The organism is Kitasatospora sp. NPDC096140, from assembly GCF_040303045.1.
GTDB lineage: Bacteria > Actinomycetota > Actinomycetes > Streptomycetales > Streptomycetaceae > Kitasatospora.
Window position 1 is genome coordinate 89,600 of record NZ_JBEOUW010000032.1, and the last position, 18,226, is coordinate 107,825.

Annotated in this window: 16 protein-coding genes; 13 read left to right on the plus strand and 3 right to left on the minus strand. The window is 74.8% G+C overall.

The genetic code is table 11. The annotated features are described in order from the left end of the window. Window positions 1-10: 10 nt before the first annotated feature. From ABT048_RS28760 to ABT048_RS41720, 12 genes are all read left to right on the plus strand, one after another. Window positions 11-451: a phage tail protein gene (locus tag ABT048_RS28760; protein WP_350524442.1), complete on the plus strand. Its 441-nt coding sequence runs from the start codon at window positions 11-13 to the stop codon at window positions 449-451. Then, complete coding sequence (locus ABT048_RS28765) at window positions 448-945, plus strand: hypothetical protein (protein ID WP_350524443.1); 498 nt, start codon at window positions 448-450, stop codon at window positions 943-945. Before ABT048_RS28760 ends, ABT048_RS28765 begins: the two co-directional genes overlap by 4 nt. Next, window positions 942-1,100 carry a DUF6760 family protein gene (locus tag ABT048_RS28770; RefSeq protein ID WP_350524444.1) on the plus strand — a complete coding sequence of 53 codons (159 nt, stop codon included), beginning with the start codon at window positions 942-944 and terminating at the stop codon, window positions 1,098-1,100. The genes ABT048_RS28765 and ABT048_RS28770 overlap by 4 nt, the downstream gene beginning before the upstream one ends. 3,518 nt (window positions 1,101-4,618) lie before the next feature. Beyond that, window positions 4,619-4,912: a hypothetical protein gene (locus ABT048_RS28775; protein WP_350524445.1), complete on the plus strand. Its 294-nt coding sequence runs from the start codon at window positions 4,619-4,621 to the stop codon at window positions 4,910-4,912. Window positions 4,913-5,012: 100 nt separating this feature from the next. After that, window positions 5,013-5,438 (plus strand): phage tail protein, encoded by a 426-nt coding sequence (locus ABT048_RS28780; RefSeq protein ID WP_350524446.1) that lies wholly within the window; start codon window positions 5,013-5,015, stop codon window positions 5,436-5,438. Window positions 5,439-5,560: 122 nt separating this feature from the next. Next, window positions 5,561-6,283: a CIS tube protein gene (locus tag ABT048_RS28785; RefSeq protein ID WP_350524447.1), complete on the plus strand. Its 723-nt coding sequence runs from the start codon at window positions 5,561-5,563 to the stop codon at window positions 6,281-6,283. Beyond that, entirely contained in the window at window positions 6,280-8,058 is a 1,779-nt protein-coding gene (locus ABT048_RS28790; RefSeq protein ID WP_350524448.1) for a VgrG-related protein, read from the plus strand. The genes ABT048_RS28785 and ABT048_RS28790 overlap by 4 nt, the downstream gene beginning before the upstream one ends. Window positions 8,059-8,221: 163 nt before the next feature. After that, the gene (locus ABT048_RS28795) at window positions 8,222-8,533 is read left to right on the plus strand and encodes a PAAR domain-containing protein (RefSeq protein ID WP_350524449.1); all 312 of its coding nucleotides are present in this window, start codon (window positions 8,222-8,224) and stop codon (window positions 8,531-8,533) included. After that, a complete protein-coding gene (locus tag ABT048_RS28800) occupies window positions 8,530-8,952 on the plus strand; it encodes a GPW/gp25 family protein (RefSeq protein ID WP_350524450.1) in 423 nt (140 codons plus the stop codon). Before ABT048_RS28795 ends, ABT048_RS28800 begins: the two co-directional genes overlap by 4 nt. After that, the gene (locus tag ABT048_RS28805) at window positions 8,952-10,913 is read left to right on the plus strand and encodes a putative baseplate assembly protein (RefSeq protein WP_350524451.1); all 1,962 of its coding nucleotides are present in this window, start codon (window positions 8,952-8,954) and stop codon (window positions 10,911-10,913) included. Before ABT048_RS28800 ends, ABT048_RS28805 begins: the two co-directional genes overlap by 1 nt. Further along, entirely contained in the window at window positions 10,910-11,470 is a 561-nt protein-coding gene (locus tag ABT048_RS28810; protein WP_350524452.1) for a phage tail protein I, read from the plus strand. The genes ABT048_RS28805 and ABT048_RS28810 overlap by 4 nt, the downstream gene beginning before the upstream one ends. 3 nt (window positions 11,471-11,473) lie before the next feature. After that, complete coding sequence (locus ABT048_RS41720; RefSeq protein WP_502894090.1) at window positions 11,474-12,907, plus strand: zinc ribbon domain-containing protein; 1,434 nt, start codon at window positions 11,474-11,476, stop codon at window positions 12,905-12,907. Between the two features lie 112 nt (window positions 12,908-13,019). On the opposite strand, the gene ABT048_RS28825 is transcribed toward ABT048_RS41720, so the two are convergent. The 3 genes from ABT048_RS28825 to ABT048_RS28835 form a co-directional block, all read right to left on the minus strand. Continuing rightward, window positions 13,020-13,907: an alpha/beta fold hydrolase gene (locus tag ABT048_RS28825; RefSeq protein WP_350524453.1), complete on the minus strand. Its 888-nt coding sequence runs from the start codon at window positions 13,905-13,907 to the stop codon at window positions 13,020-13,022. Window positions 13,908-14,044: 137 nt separating this feature from the next. Further along, the gene (locus ABT048_RS28830; protein WP_350524462.1) at window positions 14,045-15,211 is read right to left on the minus strand and encodes a glycosyltransferase family 4 protein; all 1,167 of its coding nucleotides are present in this window, start codon (window positions 15,209-15,211) and stop codon (window positions 14,045-14,047) included. A gap of 92 nt (window positions 15,212-15,303) precedes the next feature. Continuing rightward, the gene (locus tag ABT048_RS28835) at window positions 15,304-16,434 is read right to left on the minus strand and encodes a fatty acid desaturase family protein (protein WP_350524454.1); all 1,131 of its coding nucleotides are present in this window, start codon (window positions 16,432-16,434) and stop codon (window positions 15,304-15,306) included. A 368-nt stretch (window positions 16,435-16,802) separates the two neighbouring features. Here ABT048_RS28835 and ABT048_RS28840 point away from each other — a divergent pair, with 368 nt between their 5' ends. Then, the gene (locus ABT048_RS28840; protein WP_350524455.1) at window positions 16,803-17,792 is read left to right on the plus strand and encodes a PI-PLC domain-containing protein; all 990 of its coding nucleotides are present in this window, start codon (window positions 16,803-16,805) and stop codon (window positions 17,790-17,792) included. Window positions 17,793-18,226: the final 434 nt, after the last annotated feature.

An 18,226-nucleotide genomic window follows, 5' to 3' on the forward strand; every position in this document is an offset into this window, starting at 1 on the left:
ACAACTAGCCATGGCTGAAGGCGATCCGCTCTCCACACACATCTTCGGCGTCCAACTCGGCGGCTACAACGTCGAGTCCGTCAAGGAGATCAGCAACCTGACGGTCGACCAGGAGGTCGTCGAGTACAAGCAGGTGACCCAGGAAGGGAAACTGATCGTCCGCAAGCAGCCGGGCGCCCGCATGCCCGGCGAGGTGACGATCACCCGCGGCCTCGACAAGAGCAGCGCGTTCTCGAACTGGATCAAGGAGACCCTCAACAACGGGGCGATCAACACCGCGCGGCAGAACCTCACCATCGAGGTCAAGGACACCACCGGTGCCACCCTGCGGCGCATCCAGCTGACCAACGCCTGGGCGAGCCGCTGGGAGGGCCCCACGCTCACCGCCGGCGAGTCCAGCGCCGCGTCGGAGACCGTGACCATCGTGTTCGAGGAGATCAGCGTAGAGTGAGGCGGAAGATCGGCCTGGAGGAACTCCTCGAACGGGCCCCGGCCGCGCAGCACGCCGCGCCGCCGGCACAGCAACCCGCGGGGCCGTCGGGGCTCTCCGGGCCGTCCGGCCCCCAACGGCGGGCGCCGCACACCGAGTTCGAGTTCGAGCTGCCGCTCGGCTACGTCGACGACGAGGGCACCGTCCACCGGCACGGCACCATGCGCCTGGCCACCGCCCGCGACGAACTGATGCCGCAGATCGACCTGCGGGTCAAGGAGAACCCGGCCTACCTGAGCGTGGTGCTGCTCAGCCACGTGATCACCAGGCTGGGCGACGTCACCGACGTGCACACCGGGATCGTCGAGCGGATGTACGCCACCGACGTGGCGTTCCTCCAGGACCTCTACCAGCGGATCAACAGCGAGGGCCACACGCGCGCCGCGGTGACCTGCCCGCACTGTGACGGCGCCTTCGAGGTCGACCTCGCCGGTGGGCGCCTGGGGGAATCGTGACGTACGCGCCTGCTCGGCTGTACGAGGAGATCGCGTACATCGCCTACCACTTCCACTGGCAGCGGGAGGACATCCTCGACCTGACCCACCGTGAACGCGGGCAGTGGGTGCGCGAGATCGCGCTGATCAACACCCGTGTCAGCGAAGGCGGGTGAGTCGGATGGGGCTTCGGGACTGGATCGGCCGCCGGGGTACCGGTGAGGCGGCGGGCGGCGGTGCGGGCGGTGCTGCAGCCGGCAGTGCTGCCGACGGCGCCGCGGGCGTGGACGCCGGCTCCCGCCACGGCGCTGACGGCGGCGCCGTTCGGCGTGCCCCGACGGCGGGCGACGGGGGGTGGCGCGCGGTACGGTCGCTCGTCCCCACCCTGGCCGGGCCGGCGCACGGCGTCAGCGACGGCCTGCGCTTCCGGTCCCGGCTCGCCTCGTGGCAGGACCCCTCGCTGAGCGGCCCGCTCGGCCACGCGGTCCTCCCGTCCGCCCCGGCGGGGATCCTGCGGGCGATGGCGCGACCGATCGCGCCGCCCGCCGCCGTCGGGGGCGGGGACGGACTCGCCATGCCGGTGGTCGCGGATGCGCCCGGGGCCGGCGAAGCGCAGCCGACGACGGACCCGGGCGAACCGGGTGCATCGGCTGCGTCGGGTGCGTCGGGGGGAACCGGGCGGGCGCGGGCGGTCCAACGGTCCGCCCCGGTCCGGCGGCTTCCCGTGCGGTCGGCGGCGCGAGCGGCCCGCCCGGACGGGGCCGGCCGGCCGACGGCTCAGGCCGGCGCTCGGGCGGGCAGTCAGGACGGCGCTCGGGCGGACGGTCGGGACGGTGGCGTCGGTGGTGGCGATGCCGGCGCTGGCGCGCCGACGCCCGCCGAGGGTGCCGTGACGTCGCCGTCGCGTGACGCGGTGGGCCAGGCCCGCCCGGTACGGCCCCGTCGCGTCGGTGGATCGCTGGTCGTGGCGCGGCGTCCCCGGACCCTGTCCGCGCGTCCGGTGACGGCACACCCGAGCCGGGACCGGACGGCGGGTGCCGACACCGAACCGCCGAACCGTGCCACGGATCGGACCGTCGGGGTGGGCTCGTCCGAGCAGGGCGGCGTTGCCGCACCAACGGCCGCACGAACGGCCACGGGGGCGGACCGCACTGCTGCGCCTGCGCCTGCGCCTGCGTTCGCGCCTGAGCCCGCGTCTGCGCCTGAGTCCGCGTCCGCGCGGAACGATCGGGCCGGAGGGGCCGTCCAGCGGGCGGCCGCCGCCGGGCCCGCCCGTCCGGTCCTCGGTGCGCCCCTGACCTCCCTCCCCGCGAGCGCTTCACCTTCGCGTACGCCTTCTCCTTCTCCTTCGGCTTCGTCTTCGCCCGTGATCGCCACCGGACCGCAGGACCGCGACGCCGCGTCGGGTGCGCCGGCCATGCCGGTCGTGCCGGCCGTGTCGGCCGGTGTGCTCGGCACGGCGAGCGGCGGCGCCGAACAAGGCCGGCCCGACACCACCCCCGACCGGAGCACCCGTACGGCCGCCGAGCCGGGCGGTACGGCACCGTCGCGCCCCGAGCGCGGGGCGGCCGGCGCGGCACCCGTCCAGCGCGCGCCGTCCGGGGCCGGTTCCTCCTCGCAGGCACCACCGGCGTCCGGGTCGTCCTCGTCGACCACCGAGCGCGTCGGCCAGAGCCCTCCGGACCCGGCCCCCGCCCGCACTCGTGGGGGCCTGGGTGCGCCCCTCGACGCGCTGCCGCCGACGGCCACCGCGCCGGGCCGCACCGCCCCGCTGCTCGGCGGGCGGGCACCGGTCCGACGGATCACCGGCCCGACGGCGGGCGCTGCCACCGGCGGCACCAGCGGGCGAGCGACCGAACAGGGCACACCTGCCACGCTGGCCGCGCCTGCCACGACGCCCCCGGCCGGTGAGGCGATGCCGGTGCAACGTGCCGTTCGGGCTTCCGGTGACGGCTCTGCGGAGCCGATCGCTGGGCCTCGGGGCAGCGGCGGTGGGCGAACTCTGCCTCAGGGGCGCCCTGTTGACGGTGGTACGGCGGTGCCGGCAGCGCCGACCGTTCGGCGTTCCGGTGGGAGCTCGGCTATGCCCGCCGGCTCCGCCTCCGCCACCGGCAGCGGGCCGGCGGCCGGCGAGGGGCCGCGTGTGCAGCGCGCCACCCGGCCCGGTGGCGATGCCCCGGGAGGGCCGACCGCCCCTGCCCGGAGCGGTTCGGTCGGCGCGGGTTCCGACGCGCGCACGAGTTCCCGACCCGGCGGGAGTGGACCGGCGGCCGGGGGAGCGGGACGGTCCGACGTGCCGCCGTCCGGCACCGGTCACGCGCACCGAGCCGGCGCTTCGCCACAGCCCGTCGGCCCCGCGGCCCCGACCCGCCCGGCCGGAGTCCCCGGCCAGGGTGACGCTCCCAGCGGAGCCGGAGCCGGAGTCGGAACGGGAACCGGTCGGGTGGTGGCCGCGCGGCCGGTGACCGCGGGTTGGGGCGTCCAGCGTGCCGTGGCACTCAGCGGCCCGAGGCGCGGACTGATCGGCGAGCGCCCGATGAGGTTCGCCCTCGCCACCCCGTCGAATCCGCCCGCTCCCGGCGCGCGCAGCGGCCCGAAGCCGCCCGCGCCCGCACCGCCCGTGGTGCCGGCCGTCTGGCCCAGGGCGCTCCAGCCGCGTACGGACGGTGAACCGGCTGCCGGTTCGGCCACCGAGTCGGCGCCGCGCGACGGCCGGAGGCGTGGATCCTCGGCCGCCGCGCCGCGCTCGCGGCACACGCCCGGCCCGCGCGACGGCGGCACTGTGCCGGGGCGGTCGGTGGTGCCGGGAGGTCCGGCACCGTCCGGCGTTTCGGGCGCCGCACCGGTGCCGGGCCGGCCGTCCGCTGCGGGCGCGCCGCGCGGGGTCGCCGGCGCGGCGCAGCGTTCGGCGGCGCACGTCGGCGGACAGGCCGTGGCCGGTTCCCCTTCTGTGCAGGGGAGTTCGGTGCCGGGCCGGTCGTCCGGACCGGGCGTGGTGCGCGGGCTCGTGGCTGCGGTGCAGCGTTCGCGGGCGCGGCGTCCGTCGGCGCGCGGCGGAGACGGGACGGTGGCTGCCTCCGATTCCCCTTCGGCGCACGGGGGTTCGGCGGCGCAGCCCATACCCATGCCCGAGCCCATGCCCAGTCGCGAGCGTTTGTGGCGTTCGTCGGGCCGGAGGGACGGTCGGGTGGGGTCCGGTTCCTCCTCGGGGCACGGCACTTCCGTCTCGCCGGTCGGCGCCGTCGGGCCGACGGACGCGCCGCGTGTCCGGCCGGGCCGCCCCGACACGGCCGTGCCGCACACGGGTGGCCCGGTGCCGTCGGCGACACCGCAGCCGCAGGCCGGCGGCCCGGGCGCCGATCTCCCGGCCGTGCAGCGTGCCGTCGCACCGGCGTCCGCGGGGAGCCCGGCGCCCGGTGGCTCCGCTGCGCCGTCGGCCGTGGCGCGTGCGCCGCGCCCGCCCGTGGTCCGGCTCGCACCGCCGACGGCGGCGTCGCTCCAACGGCTTCCGGCGCCCTCCCGGCCCGGGCAGCCCGCCCCGCAGTTCTCCTCGCAGCTTCCCTCGGCATCCTCGTCCTCGCCCGTGGCGCTGCGCGCCCTCAGCGCTCCGTCGGCTCCATCTGCTCCGTCCGTACCGTCCGTGCCGGGGGCGTTCGCACCGCCGTCGCCCGGTACGGCGCGGGTGTTGCAGCGGGTGGCGGAGCAGGCGGGCCTGACCGGGGTGCCGTTGACCGCCGTGCCGGCCCGTACGCCGACGACCACACTGCAGCCCGCCCCGCAGTCCACCCAGCCCACCCACTCCGCCCGGCCCGCCCGGTCGGCGTCCCCGCCCGAGACGGGCGGACCGCCGGTCGAGACGGGCGGCCACGGGCCGGCCGACCTCGACGAACTGGCCCGGCGCCTGGTCGAACCGGTCGGGCGGCTGCTGCGCACCGAACTGCGCAGGGGAAGGGAGCGCGGCGGGCGACCGTACGACGGGCGCCGCTGAGCGCGGACCGCGAGCGGCGGCCGACCGACTCCGGCACCAGCCGGAACGAGAACCCGAAGCAGGAACAGGAACGGGAAACAGGAATCAGGATGCGGAACCCATGACCGACAACATCTTCGCGACCAGTGTGTTCTTCAGCCTGACCATCGGCGGCAACGACCTGGGGGAGTTCACCACCTGCTCGGGGCTCGGTGCCCAGGTCGAGATCGAGCAGTACGCGGAGGGCGGCAACAACGGCTTCGCCTGGCAGCTGCCGGGCCGCATCACCTGGTCGAACATCACGCTCACCCGCGCGGTCACCGCGGACACCGCCAAGATCGCCCGCTGGCTGGGCGAGATCGTCCGGAAGGTCGAGCCGAAGGACGGCGAGATCGTCGCGCTGCGGCCCGACCTGAGCCGGATCGTCGGCTGGCAGGTGCTCGGGATCGTCCCGGTGCGCTGGGAGGGGCCGTCCTTCGACCCCTCCAACTCCCAGGCCGCGATGGAGACCCTGGAGATCGCCCACGTCGGCCTGCGCCCCTCCTGAGGACGCCGCGGCCCCATCCTGCGGGTCCCACCCGACCGCACTCGGCCGCGCCCCGCACAGCACAGCCGTTCCGGCCCAGCTGCCCCCCACCCAGCCGCCCCACCCACGTAAGGAGCACCAGGATGTCCTCGGCGGTCCCCGCGAGCGTCACCCGGGCCCAACTGACCATCATGGAGCCCCCGTCGACGGTCGGCGCCCAGCCCGGCGGAACGCTCGCGCAGCTGCGGCTCCAGTTCAACCCGGCGACCCTGGTGCTGCGCAAGACCACCGAGTGGCGGCGCACGCCGTCCCGGATGGCGGGCGAGTCGGCGCTGCCGGAGTTCGTCGGCAGCGGTCCGCGCTCGCTCTCCCTCGACGTGTTCCTGGACTCGACCGCGACCCACGACAACTCGGTGGAGCGGGCGGTGGAGAAGCTGATGACGGCGTGCGTGCCCACGGCGGCCAGCCTGGCCCGCAAGACGCCGGCCAGCCCGTGGATCCGGCTGGACTGGGGCACCCTGAAGACGACCTCGTTCAACGGGGTGATGACCGGCCTCTCGGTCACCTACACGCTCTTCGACGTCAACGGCAGTCCGCTGCGGGCGGTCTGCTCGCTCACCATCGACGAGGCCAGCGTCGACCCGGCCGGCCAGAACCCGACCTCCGGCTCGCCCGAGGCCCGCAGCACCCACCGGGTGATCGCGGGCGACAGCCTGCCGTTGCTCGCCTGGCGCGCGTACGGGGACGCGACGGCGTGGCGCACCATCGCGGAGGCCAACGACATCGACGACCCGCTGGCCCTGGTGCCGGGCTCGGAGCTGATCGTGCCGGGGATCGACGAGCTCACCCGGGTCGGGCAGTCATGACCACCCCCGAGGCCCGGGGCGGCCGCTCCTTCGCCGCGGATCCGGTCGTCGAGGCGCCGGGCCCGCTGCCGCCGATCTGGGCGACCCAGCTGGTGTCCTGCGACATCGAGGAGAGCGTCGGCCTCCCGGACACCGCCGTCCTGAGCTTCCGGGACGCGGACCACAGCTTCCTCGCCGCGACCGGGATCACCATCGGGACCAAGCTGCGGGTGTCCGTGGTGACGGTGCAGGGGAACACCCGGGTGCGGCTGTTCACCGGCGAGGTGACCGCGCTGGAGCTGGAGGTGGACACCACCGGCTCGTACACCGTGGTGCGGGCGTCGGCGGTCACCCACCGCCTGATGCGCGGGCGCCGGGTGAAGGCGTTCCGCAACATGACGACGGCCGACATCGTCCGGGAGGTCGCCTCGGGCGCGGGCCTGCCCTGCGGCCGGATCGACTCCTTCCCGGTCGTCCACCAGCAGCTCTCCCAGGCGAACGTCCCGGACTGGGAGTTCCTGCAGTTCCTGGCGCAGGAGAGCGGGGCCCAGGTGCGGGTGGACGACGACGGCCGGCTGGAGTTCGTCCGGCCCGAGCCCGCCTCCGGGGCGCCGGCGCCCTCCACGCCCGCGCCGCAGAACCCGATGGTCCTGGAGTACGGCCGCAACCTGCTGGAGCTGCGCGGCGTGCTGACCGGCGCCGCCGGCGCGGACACGGTCGAGGCCCGCGGCTGGAACGTCACCACCAAGAGCGCCCTGGTCGCCACCGAGCCGTCGGTGACCTCCCGGACGGTGCTGCCGGGGATGAGTCCCGCGCAGGTGGCCTCCGCGTTCCCCGGCCGGGCCCGGCTGACCGTCGCCGACACCCCGTACCGCACCCAGGCGGAGACGACCGCCGTCGCGCGGTCGCTGGCCGCCTCGGTGGCCTCCGGCTTCGGCGAGCTGGAGGCCGTCGTCGAGGGCAACCCGCGGCTGCGGGCGGGCACCGCCGTCGCCCTGGGGAACGTCGGCGCCGCCTTCTCGGGTCGCTACACCGCCACCGGGGTGCGCCACCTGCTCGAACCGTTCCGCGGCTACCGGACCACCGTGGTGGTCAGCGCGTCGCCCGACCGCTCCCTGGCCGGGCTGGTCACCGGCGGCAACGCGCCGCCACGCGGTCCTCGGATGCCGGGCCTGGCCGTCGCCGTGGTCACCGACGTCCGGGAGCCGGGCGGCGGGCAGCGCGGCTGGGTGAAGCTGAAGTTCCCCTGGCTGGACGACACGTACGTCTCCGACTGGGTGCGCACCGTGCAGTTGGGCGGACACGGGGGCGGCGGCGTGGTCAGCCCCGAGGTCAACGACGAGGTGCTGGTCGGCTTCGAGCAGGGCGACCTGGACAGCCCGTACGTGCTCGGCGGGCTCTACAACGGCGTCGACCGGCCCTCGCCGCACGACGTACCGCTGGTCGACGCGGGCTCCGGCAAGGTCAACCGCCGCTCCGTGGTGTCCCGTTCGGGCCACCGCCTGGAGCTGCTGGACGTGCCGGGCGGCGCCTCCGGCGTCCGGCTGGCGAGCGGGGACAAGAAGCTGGAGGTCAAGCTCGACCAGCAGAACGGGGAGATCGTCCTGACCGTCCACGGCGTGGGCGGCGCGGCGGGGAGCACGGTGCGCCTCGACTCCTCCGGCATCACCCTCGACGCCGGCACCGGGACCGTGAACGTGCGCGGCGGCTCGGTCACCCTGCGGGGCACGACCGCGGTCACCGTGGACGGCGGCGCCGAGGCCGTGGTCAAGGGAGCGCTCGTGCGCATCAATTGACGGAACGTCAGTCACGGGTCGACAGTCAGCAGTCAGCGGCAACCAGTAACCCAGTTACCAGCAAGCAGCAACCAGCAAGCAGCAACCAGCAAGCAGCAACCAGCAAGCAGCGAGAAGCCGGCGGCCACGCGCCCACCGGCACCACCGGAAATGGAGACCGTACATGCCCCCCGCAGCCCGGACCGGCGACCTCACCGATCACGGCGGCGCCCTCACCACCCCGCCGCCGGGCGCCCTCAGGGTGGCGACCGTGCTGATCGGCGGCCGCCCCGCCGCGGTGGTCGGCAGCATCCACGCCTGCGTCCCGCACGTGGAGATGGGCCCCGCCAACCTCGTCGAGCCCGGCCTGGGCACGGCGACCAGGGGAGTGGTTCTGATCGGCGGCCTCCCCGCGGCCCGCATGGGCGACAAGACGACCTGCGGCGCCACAATCACGAGCGGCGCGTTCAACGTGCTGATCGGAGGCGTCGCATGACCAGCAGCTTCATCGGCCGGGGCTGGGCCTTCCCGCTGCGGGTCAACGCCACCGGCGGCATCGGCATGGTGGACCGGGACCGGGAGATCGCGGAGGCCGTCCGGCTGATCCTCGGCACCGCCCCCGGCGAGCGGCCGATGCGCCCGGAGTTCGGCTGCGGCATCCACGAGTACGTCTTCGCGCCGGGCGACTTCACCACCGCCGGACGGATCGCTCGCGAGGTGCGCATCGCACTGGAACGCTGGGAGCCGAGGATCGAGGTCGACGACGTGGTGATCGCCTTCGACAGCGTCGACGAGGGCACGCTCTACATCGACGTCCACTACACCGTGCGCGCCACCAACGACCGCCGCAACCTGGTCTTCCCCTTCTACACCATCCCGGAGTCCCCGGCCGCGGTGAACGGGGGCGAGAACTGATGGCCCTGCCCTCCCCGAACCTGGACGACCGCCGCTTCCAGCAACTCGTCGACGAGGCCAAGCGGTACGTCCAGCAACGCGCGCCGGAATGGACCGACCACAACGTCTCCGACCCCGGCGTCACCCTCATCGAAACCTTCGCCTACCTGGTCGACCAGCTGCTCTACCGGCTGAACCGGGTACCGGAGAAGAACTACTCCGCCTTCCTCGACCTGCTGGGCATCCGGCTCTTCCCGCCCGCCGCGGCCCGGGCCGACATCGACTTCTGGCTCTCCGCCCCGCAACCCGAGACGGTCCTGCTGCGGGCGGGCACCGAGGTCTCCACGCTGCGCACCGAGACCGACGACGCGGTGGTCTTCTCGACCGCCGACGACCTCCCGATCGTCCCCAGCTCGCTGGACCGGCTGCTCACCGTCAGTGCCTCCGGGGAGCAGACCGACTGCACGGGCCGACTGGCCGACGGCGCGGACGTCCGGTGCTTCCAACCGCACCCGGTGGTCGGGGACGCCATGCTCTTCGCGCTGCCGGCCGTGGTGCCGCGCTGCATCCTGGTCGTCCGGCTGGACAGCCGGGTGGAGGGCGTCGGCGTCGACCCGCGCCAGCCGCCGCTGGCCTGGGAGGTGTGGGACGGCGCGCGCTGGACCGTCTGCGAGACCGGCAGCGACACCACGGGCGGCCTCAACCGGCCCGGCGAGGTCGTGGTGTTCGTGCCCGCCGGGCACACCGCCTCGGTGGTCGCCGGCCGACGCGCCGGCTGGCTGCGCTGCCGGGTCACCGAACCGCAGCCGGGCCAGCCGTTCTACTCGGAGTCCCCGACCATCCGCCGGGCCGAGGTCTTCACGGTCGGCGGCACCGCCACGGTCGTCCACGCGCAGACCGTCACCGACGCGCCGCTCGGCACCTCGGAGGGCGTCGCGGGCCAACGCTTCGGGCTCTCCCGGCCACCGGTGCTGCTCGACGGCGAACCCCCGGTGGTCGAGGTCGCGGCCGGCGAGGGCTGGGAGCCCTGGACGGTCGTCGAGCACTTCGGCGAGTCCTCGCCCGTCGACCGGCACGTCGTGCTCGACGCGACCACCGGCGAGTTCCTCTTCCCGCCCGCGGTGCGGGAGCCCGACGGCAGCCTGCGCGCCTTCGGTGCGGTGCCGCCCAAGGGCGCCCGGCTGCGCGTCCCGCACTACCGCACCGGCGGCGGCACCGCGGGCAACGTCGCCCGCAGCACCATCACGGTGCTGCGCAGCTCCGTCCCGTACATCGCCCGGGTCGACAACCGCGAGGCGGCCAGGGGCGGGGTCGACGGCGAGACCGTGGAGAACGCCAAGCAGCGCGCCCCGCACCAGCTGAGGCTGCAGGAACGCGCCGTCACCGCCGGCGACTTCGAACTGATCGCCCGGCAGGCCGCGCCGTCCGCCGCCCGGATCAGCTGCGTGCCCGCCACCGGCGGAGAGGCCGGCGCGGTACGGGTGCTGGTCGTCCCCGACGCCGTCCCGGACGACGGCGAGCGGCTGCGGTTCGAGCAACTGATCCCCGACGAGCAGGTGTTGGCCACCGTCGCCACGGCCCTCGACGAGCGACGGCTGATCGGCACCCGGATCGTCGTACAACCGCCCGCCTACCAGGGCGTGACGGTGGTCGCCCGGCTCACCACCCGCGCCGCCGACCCCGACCGCGTCCGCGAGGAGGTGCTCGCCGCCCTGTACGGGTACCTCAACCCGCTGCGCGGCGGCGCCGACGGCGCGGGCTGGCCGTTCGGCCGGGCCGTCCAGTACGGCGAGGTGTTCGCCGTCCTCCAGCGGGTCGCCGCCGTCGCCGGCGTCGAGGAACTGCGGCTGTTCCCGGCCGACCCGATCACCGGCCGCCGGGGCGCGCCCGCCGAGCGCGTCGAGGTCCCGCCGGACGCCCTGGTCTTCTCGCACCAGCACCAGGTCGTGGTCACCGCGGCCGCCGAGGACGGCAGGTCATGAGGGCCGCCGTCCCGGGCCTGCCCAGCCCGCACCCGATCGGCGAGCTGCTTCCGGCGCTCTTCGCCGACGACGACTTCGCCCAGCGGTTCACGGCCGGCCTGGACACCGTCCTCGCCCCGGTCTTCGCCACCCTGGACAGCCTGCCCGCCTACTTCGAACCCCGGCTCGCGCCGGCCGACTTCGTCGACTGGCTGGCGTCCTGGGTCGCGGTGGACATCGACCCGACCTGGCCGATGGAGGTGCGCCGGGCGGTGGTCGAGCGCGCCGTGGAACTGCACCGCTGGCGCGGCACCCGACGCGGACTCACCGAGCGGCTGCGGCTGGTACTGGGCGCCGGCGCCGAGATCGTGGACGGCGGCGGCACCACCTGGTCCACCGCCCCCGACGCCGCCCCGCCGCCCGCCACGAGCGGTGACGTACTGGTCCGGGTCTGGCCCTTGCACGGCCCGGCGCCGGACGAGGACCAGGTGCTGTCCGTCGTCAGGGCGGGCTGCCCGGTCCACCTGACCTGCCGGGTGGAGATCCTGCCCGGCCCACCCGGGCGAGCGGAGGGCTGACGGATGCCGGTGTGCCCCGAATGCGGGACGGCCAACGCGGAGGGGGACGACTTCTGCGGCAACTGCGGCGCCTACCTGGGGTGGTCGCACAGTACCGCTGCTCCGGCGGCTGCGGCTGCGGCTGCTGCCGGGCCAGGGGCCGGGGCCGCGCCCGAGACGCCTGCCGAGCCCCCGGCGCCTGCTGCGGCGTCCGCCGTGCCCGCCGACCCGGCCGCGTCCGCTGCGCCTTCTGAGTCCGCTGCATCTCCTGCGTCCGCTGCGCCCTCTGCGCCGCCCGGGCCCGAGACCGCGCGCACCGGGTCCACGTGGCGGAACGTGTCACGACGGGTGACGCGCGGCAGGAGGGAGCAGCCGCCCGCCGCGGACACCGAGACGCCGACTCCGCCCGCGGTTGAGACGCCGGCCCCGTCGGCCACCGAGCCCCCGCACGAGAGCTCCACCCGGGTACGGCCGGCTTCGGTTCCGTCGCCGGACCCGGACCCGGGCTCGGCCCCTGCCCCGGACCCTGCTTCGGACCCCGCCCCGGCCGCCGCCCCTCCGCGGACGCCCGACCCGGCTCCGGCGCGGACGCCCGAACCGCCCCCGGCACCGACACCCGACCCGGTTCCGGCGCGGACGCCCGAAGCGCCCGCGACTCCGGCCCGGGCCGTGCAGGCCGACCCGGTGGCCGTGCAACCCGCCAAGCCCGTCGCGCCCCGCCCCGTCGTCAGAACGGCGGCGGCCGACGCCGCCCAGGACGGCCCACCCTGCCCCCGCTGCGGCACGCCCAACCTGCCCGAGCGGAAGTTCTGCCGCCGCTGCGCGGCCCCGCTGACCGTCACCGCGGCCGCGCCCAGGCTGCCGTGGTGGCGCACCCGATGGCCGTTCCGGCGCCGGGTGCGCATGGGCGGTTCGGGCAACGCGCTGCGCCGCACCATCGCCCTGCTCGTGCTGGTCGCGGTGGTGGTGGCGGGGATCCTGCTGTACCCGGCCGGGAAGAAGGCCTTCCAGGACGTGCTGGACAAGCTCGGCAGCACCGCGCCGATCACGCCCTCCCAGACCTCGGCGAGCGCCGCCGTGGAGGGACGTCCCGCGAGCGCCGCCGACGACGGCCTGACCAACACCTCCTGGGGAGCACCCGCGGTCGGGGACTCGATCAGCTTCGACTTCCGTACCCCGTTCCGGCTCGTGGACCTGATCGTCCACACGGGCGACTCCACCGACCCGGAGCGCTTCCGGCAGCAGGCCCGTCCCATCGTCCTGTCCCTGGAGGTCACGTCCAAGGACGGGGAGCTGCACCGGAAGCAGATCTCGCTCAACGACCAGCCGGGCCCGCAGACCGTGGTGACCGGGATCAGCGACGTCGTCCAGGTGAAGCTCACCGTCCGCGAGGCCGCCGGAACCGGCCCCGGCCGGGCGATCGCCCTGGCGGAGGTGGAGTTCTTCAAGCGCACCTGAGCCCGGTTACCCGCCTACCCGCCTGCTCGGCGGCCGGTGTGTCCGCTCTTCTCTTCCGCTTCCCGACGTACCGGAAGTCGGTCGTCGGGATGCTCAGCTCCATGCGACCTGGTCACCGAGGCGTTCGCCGCGCCTCGGTGATCAGTGCGCGGAGTGCGGCGGCCACGGGCGCCGGGCGCTCCTGCATGGCGACGTGGCCGGTGTCCGGAAGGGTGAGCAGACGGGCGTCGCGGAAGGCCGCGTAGGCGCGGGGTGCGGTCCGGAAGGGGACGAGGCGGTCCTCGCGGCCGTAGACGAGCAGGGTGGGGGCGGTGATCCGGTGGGCCAGCTGCCAGGGCGAGGACGGGCCCCGCTGCAGGAAGGTGCGGACGAGTGCGCGTACGCCCGCCGGCAGCATGCCGGCGGTGTGGGGGAGCCCGGCTCGGCGCAGGCGTTCGCGGGCCTCGGTCGCCCGCTGCTCGGGGCCGACCCGGGCGGGGTCGGCGTAGATCAGGCGGTAGAGGTCGTCGAGCTGCCGGTCCTGGTCCTGGGCCGACAGCAGCCGGGCGTACAGGCGGGGGGCACCCGGCAGGGCGAGCAGGGACACCCGGAGGGCCTGGACCGGCGGCAGGGCGGGGAGCACGGGGGACACCAGCGTCAGGGTGGCCACCAGGTCCGGGCGGCGGGCGGCGAGCCGCAGGGCGGCCAGGCCGCCCAGGGAGTTGCCGACGAGGTGGACCCGGCGGTGCCCGGCGCGGTCCAGGTGGTCGGCGACGGCGGCGGCCTGGCGGGAGACGGTGACGACGCCGTCGGGCGGGGGCGCCGAGCTTCCGTAGCCCGGGAGGTCGAGGGCCAGGCAGTGCACCGAGGTCCGCAGGAGGCCGATCAGGGCGGCCCAGTTGTGGGTCCAGCCGCCGAGGCCGTGCAGGAAGACGGCGGTGTCGGCGGCGGGGGCGCCGCCGGTGGCATCGGCGACGGCAGCGGTGACGGGGGAGTACTCGGCGGCGAGGGGCGGGTGCACGGCGGTCGGTTCCTCGGTTCCTCGGTTCCTCGGTGCTTCGCTTCTTCGGTTCTTCGATTCCTCGGGTCGGACGGTCGGACGGTCGGCGTGGTCCGGGTGCCCGTAGGTGTCGGCGGATCGGTGCGGGGCCCGGCGGTTCAGCGCCCGGCCCGTTGTCGCCGGGGTCCGGCGGTCTCCGCGATGGCGTGCCGGTAGTGCCCGATCAGCCGGTCGCCGACCGCCTCCCAACTGCGGTCGGTGACGGCGGCCCGGCCCGCCCGGCCGAGTTCCACCCTCAGCCCGGCGTCGCGGGCCAGGCGTTCCACCGCCGTGCGGAACGCCCCGCCCGCACCGGGCGGGACGAGGAAGCCGGTCCGTCCCGGGACGACGAGGTCCAGCGGCCCGCCGGCCGCCGGGGCGACCACCGGCAGTCCGCTGGCCATGGCCTCCTGGACGGTCTGCCCGAAGGTCTCGAACGGTCCGGTGTGCGCGAACACGTCGAACGAGGCGTAGAGCCGGGCGAGTTCGTGTCCGGTGCGGCGGCCCAGGAAGACCGCGTCCGGCAGTGCCGCCGCCAGCGGGCTGCGGCAGGGGCCGTCGCCGACGACCACCAGCCGTACGCCCGGGAGCCGGGAGACCTCCGCCAGCCGGTCGACCTGCTTCTCCGCGGCCAGGCGCCCGACGTACCCCACCAGCACCTCGCCCTGCGGGCCCAGCCTGCGGCGCAGGGCCTCGTCCCGGTGGCGGGGGTCGAAGCGCGCGCAGTCCACCCCGCGCGGCCACAGGTGGAGCCGGGGCACGCCCTGCGCGGCCAGCGCGTCGAGCGAGGCCCGGGACGGTGCCAGCGTCCGCGCGGCGGTGCCGTGGATGTGCCGCAGGATCCGCCAGGCCGTGCGGGCCCCGGCGTCTCCGGCCAGCGGCAGGTAGGTGCGGGCGTAGGCGGCCAGGTCGGTCTGGAACACCGCCACCGCCGGGGTGCCGGCCCGTCGGGCCGCCGCCGCGCCGACGGCCCCGAGGACGAACGGCCCCGCCAGGTGGACGACATCGGGCCGGTGCCGCTCGATCGCCTCGGCCACCCGGCGCCCGGGAAGCGCGATCCGCACCTCCGGGTAGCCGGGCAGCGGCAGGGAGGGGACGTGGGCCACCCGGTAGCCGTGCGGCCGCTCGCCGGCCTCTCCCGGACGACCGCGCCGGGGTCGCGCCGCCGGGGCCAGTACCAGCACGGCGTGGCTGCGGGCCGCCAGGTGCTCGGCGGTTCGCAGCACGCTGTGGGCGACGCCGTTGAGCTGCGGCGCGAAGGACTCGGTGACGATCAGGACGCGCAGCCGGCCGTCGTCGGAGGCCGGGAGTCCTGCGGCCCGAGCGGTTCGGCCGGTCGGTACGGCACGGCCGGTCGGTACCGCGGACCGGACCCCGCTCACCGGGCGGCACCGGCGGCGGCTTCGGCGTCCACCTCTACCTCTACCTCTGCCTCGGGGTCGATCGCGGGGGCGATCCCGGCTCGGGCCCCGACTGCCGCCCCGTCCCCCGCCGCGCGGCCGACCTCCCGCAGATCCCGCAGGATCTCCCGGAACGACGCCGCGAGACCGGCCTCGCAGTACTCCACACCGATCTCGGCACAGTACGCCCGCACGATGTGTGAGGCCGCGCCGAGCGATGCCACCGGCATGGCCGGGAAGAGGTGGTGCTCGATCTGGTAACCGAGGCCACCGAACACGAAGTGCACGACCCGCCCCGCACGGAGATTGCGGGAGGGCAGGACCTGCCGCCGCACGTAGTCGCCGTGCGCCTCGTCCGCGCCGCTCATCGGCATGCCCTTGTGGTTGGGCGCGAAGATGCACCCCAGGTACACGCCGAGCACGGCCCCGCACACTGCGGCGAACGCGAGCGCCTGGAGTGGCGTGAGGACGACGAGCAGGAGTCCTGCCGCCATGGCGTAGTGCAGGACGGCGAGGGTCCGCTCCAGAGCCGGGTACCGGACCTGACCCCGGACCAGGGTCAGGCAGGTCGCGACGACGAGGCCGAGCGCCTGGAGGGAGAGCAGCGGGAAGAACAGCTCGGCCTGGTGCCTGGCGACGGTCCTGCGCAGCCCCCGTGTGCGGCGGGCCTGTTCGACGGTCCGGGCGAAGAGGATGGAGTCGGCGGCCGGATCGCGGCCCTCGCGGTTCGGGTGCGCGTGGTGGCGGTTGTGGTCGCTGACCCACCAGCCGTAGCTCATGCCGACCAGGAGGTTCCCGAGGACGATCCCCGCGAGGTCGGTCGCCCGGCGCCCGGAGAACACCGCGTGGTGCGCCACGTCGTGGCCGAGCAGCGCCAGCTGGCCCAGGACGAAGGCGAGCAGGGGTGCGAGGGCGAGCTGCCACCAGGTCGCGCCGAGGGCGGTGAACCAGGCCAGGAGCAGGGCGAGGGCGGCCAGCAGGACGGTGCTCCGGCAGGCGTAGTAGAGGGGGCGCCTGCGGAGGAGTCCGGCCTCCTGGACGCGTCGGCGCAGCTCGGCGAAGTCGCCGCGCCGGGCCGTGCCGACGGTCGGGCTCTCCTGAACGGTCATGCCACCATCCCGGTGTCGGGTCGCCCGGCCGACCGCGACCGCCTTCCGCGCGGCCCGGACCGGGAACGGCCCAGCCTTCCGTACCCGCACCTCCGACACCTCGATCCGGCCCGTGTCGCCCGGGACATGGACCGATCGGGCGGACGGCGGTCCTCGGCACTCTGCTGCACGTCCGAGCTCCGCCCGTCCGTTCGAGTCCCGCGAACGGCCTCCGGGGTGCGGAGTGGGGTGCCGGGTGCCGGGTGGGGCGGGGAGAGACGATCGACCACCAGTTGTGCTGTTTAGCCGTCATTTACCGTACGTCGACGTACAGTTGGTGTGCTTGGCATGCACACTTCAGGAACTTCGGACGTGAAGGAGCATCTCTCGTGACCACTCACCTCAGGCGTCCCGCCCTCCGGCGCACGGTACCGGCGCTGATGGCGACACTGTGCGGGATCGCCGGCGTCGCCACCGTCGGCGCGACCCCGGCAGCGGCAGCCGACCAGCGGCACGCGATCTACGCGATCGCGCACCGGGTCGACACCGTGGCGGGCGTGGACGCCGCCCTCAAGCATGGCGCCAACGGCATCGAGATCGACGTCTGCGCCTGGTGGAACCCGAACGAATGGCGGGCCTACCACGACTGCTCCTCGGCCGGGGAGAACCGTCTGGGCCCCAGCTTCGACAGCATGATCGACCGCATTCTCTCCAACGCCAACGCGGGGCGCCGGCTCTCCCTGGTCTGGCTGGACATCAAGGACCCGAACTACTGCGGGGAGCAGCCGAACCGCACCTGCAGCGTCGCCGGGCTGCAGGACAAGGCCCAGCGGCTGACGGCCGCCGGGATCCAGGTGCTCTACGGCTTCTACGAGTACCACGGCGGCAACACCCCGGACGTCGGCGGCCGGGGCTGGAAGAGCCTGGAGGGCAAGCTCGGCCCCCTGGAGGGCATCACGACGACGGGGAGCCGCGACACGGTCCGCAGCGCCTTCGAGCGTTCCGGCTCCGGCTTCCCGGCCGGCCACCGTGCGATGGACTACGGCGACAGCGACATCACCAAGGGGTTCGGCAACTGCACGGAGCCCACCTACAACACCTGCACGGAACTGAGGAAGGGAGCGGCGGACCGCGCCTCCGGGCAGCTCGCGGCCACGCTGTCCTGGACGACCACCTACAACGACCCCTGGTACGTCGACAAGCTGCTGGGTGACGCCCGGGTGGACGGCATCATCGCCGGCTACGGCGCCTTCACCGGAGTGCGCGAGTACGACGACAGCTGGCAGTGCGCCAACGCCGTCAACCTCGTCCGAGACTGGGTGAACCGCCACGGCTCCACCCACCGCATGGCCACCAGCGGCGACCGCCTCTTCAAGTAGGGGACGACCTCCGGCCGCGCCCCGGTACGGGCCGGGCGCGGCGCGGGCCGGGGCATTTGTTCTCGGGCACGGAGTAGGAGTAGTGTTCTCTAGTCGCTCGGCAGGGAGCACCGGACACGCATCGGCGCGGACGGTCCCGGGGCGGCCAATCCTCTGAAACACCACTCCCCAGGTTCGGGCTGGGTTGCGTTCGCATTTCTGCGTCGCGGCTCGGTTCTTATTCGGCGTGTTCGTTTTATCGGATTGCGGTCGATTCGCTTTTCGGAGCACTGATCGGCTAGAGTTTGAAACGTCGGACAGGGCGTCAAACCCCGGAAGACACCAGCGAGTCGGATGAACGAAGCCCCGGAAACGGAGCGGAAAACATCTGATAAGCTGGAAACACGAAAGAACGAAGCCCGGAGGGTCCGCTGGAAGGCGGTCCGAAGGAAGCG

Excerpts from the sequence above, each read along its gene's own strand:
- ABT048_RS28805 (WP_350524451.1), top strand. The coding sequence starts at position 8,952 with ATGGCCCTGCCCTCCCCGAACCTGGACGACCGCCGCTTCCAGCAACTC.
- ABT048_RS28780 (WP_350524446.1), top strand. The coding sequence starts at position 5,013 with ATGACCGACAACATCTTCGCGACCAGTGTGTTCTTCAGCCTGACCATC.
- ABT048_RS28835 (WP_350524454.1), bottom strand. The coding sequence starts at position 16,434 with ATGACCGTTCAGGAGAGCCCGACCGTCGGCACGGCCCGGCGCGGCGAC.
- ABT048_RS28800 (WP_350524450.1), top strand. The coding sequence starts at position 8,530 with ATGACCAGCAGCTTCATCGGCCGGGGCTGGGCCTTCCCGCTGCGGGTC.
- ABT048_RS28785 (WP_350524447.1), top strand. The coding sequence starts at position 5,561 with ATGTCCTCGGCGGTCCCCGCGAGCGTCACCCGGGCCCAACTGACCATC.
- ABT048_RS28760 (WP_350524442.1), top strand. The coding sequence starts at position 11 with ATGGCTGAAGGCGATCCGCTCTCCACACACATCTTCGGCGTCCAACTC.
- ABT048_RS28790 (WP_350524448.1), top strand. The coding sequence starts at position 6,280 with ATGACCACCCCCGAGGCCCGGGGCGGCCGCTCCTTCGCCGCGGATCCG.
- ABT048_RS28810 (WP_350524452.1), top strand. The coding sequence starts at position 10,910 with ATGAGGGCCGCCGTCCCGGGCCTGCCCAGCCCGCACCCGATCGGCGAG.
- ABT048_RS41720 (WP_502894090.1), top strand. The coding sequence starts at position 11,474 with ATGCCGGTGTGCCCCGAATGCGGGACGGCCAACGCGGAGGGGGACGAC.
- ABT048_RS28795 (WP_350524449.1), top strand. The coding sequence starts at position 8,222 with ATGCCCCCCGCAGCCCGGACCGGCGACCTCACCGATCACGGCGGCGCC.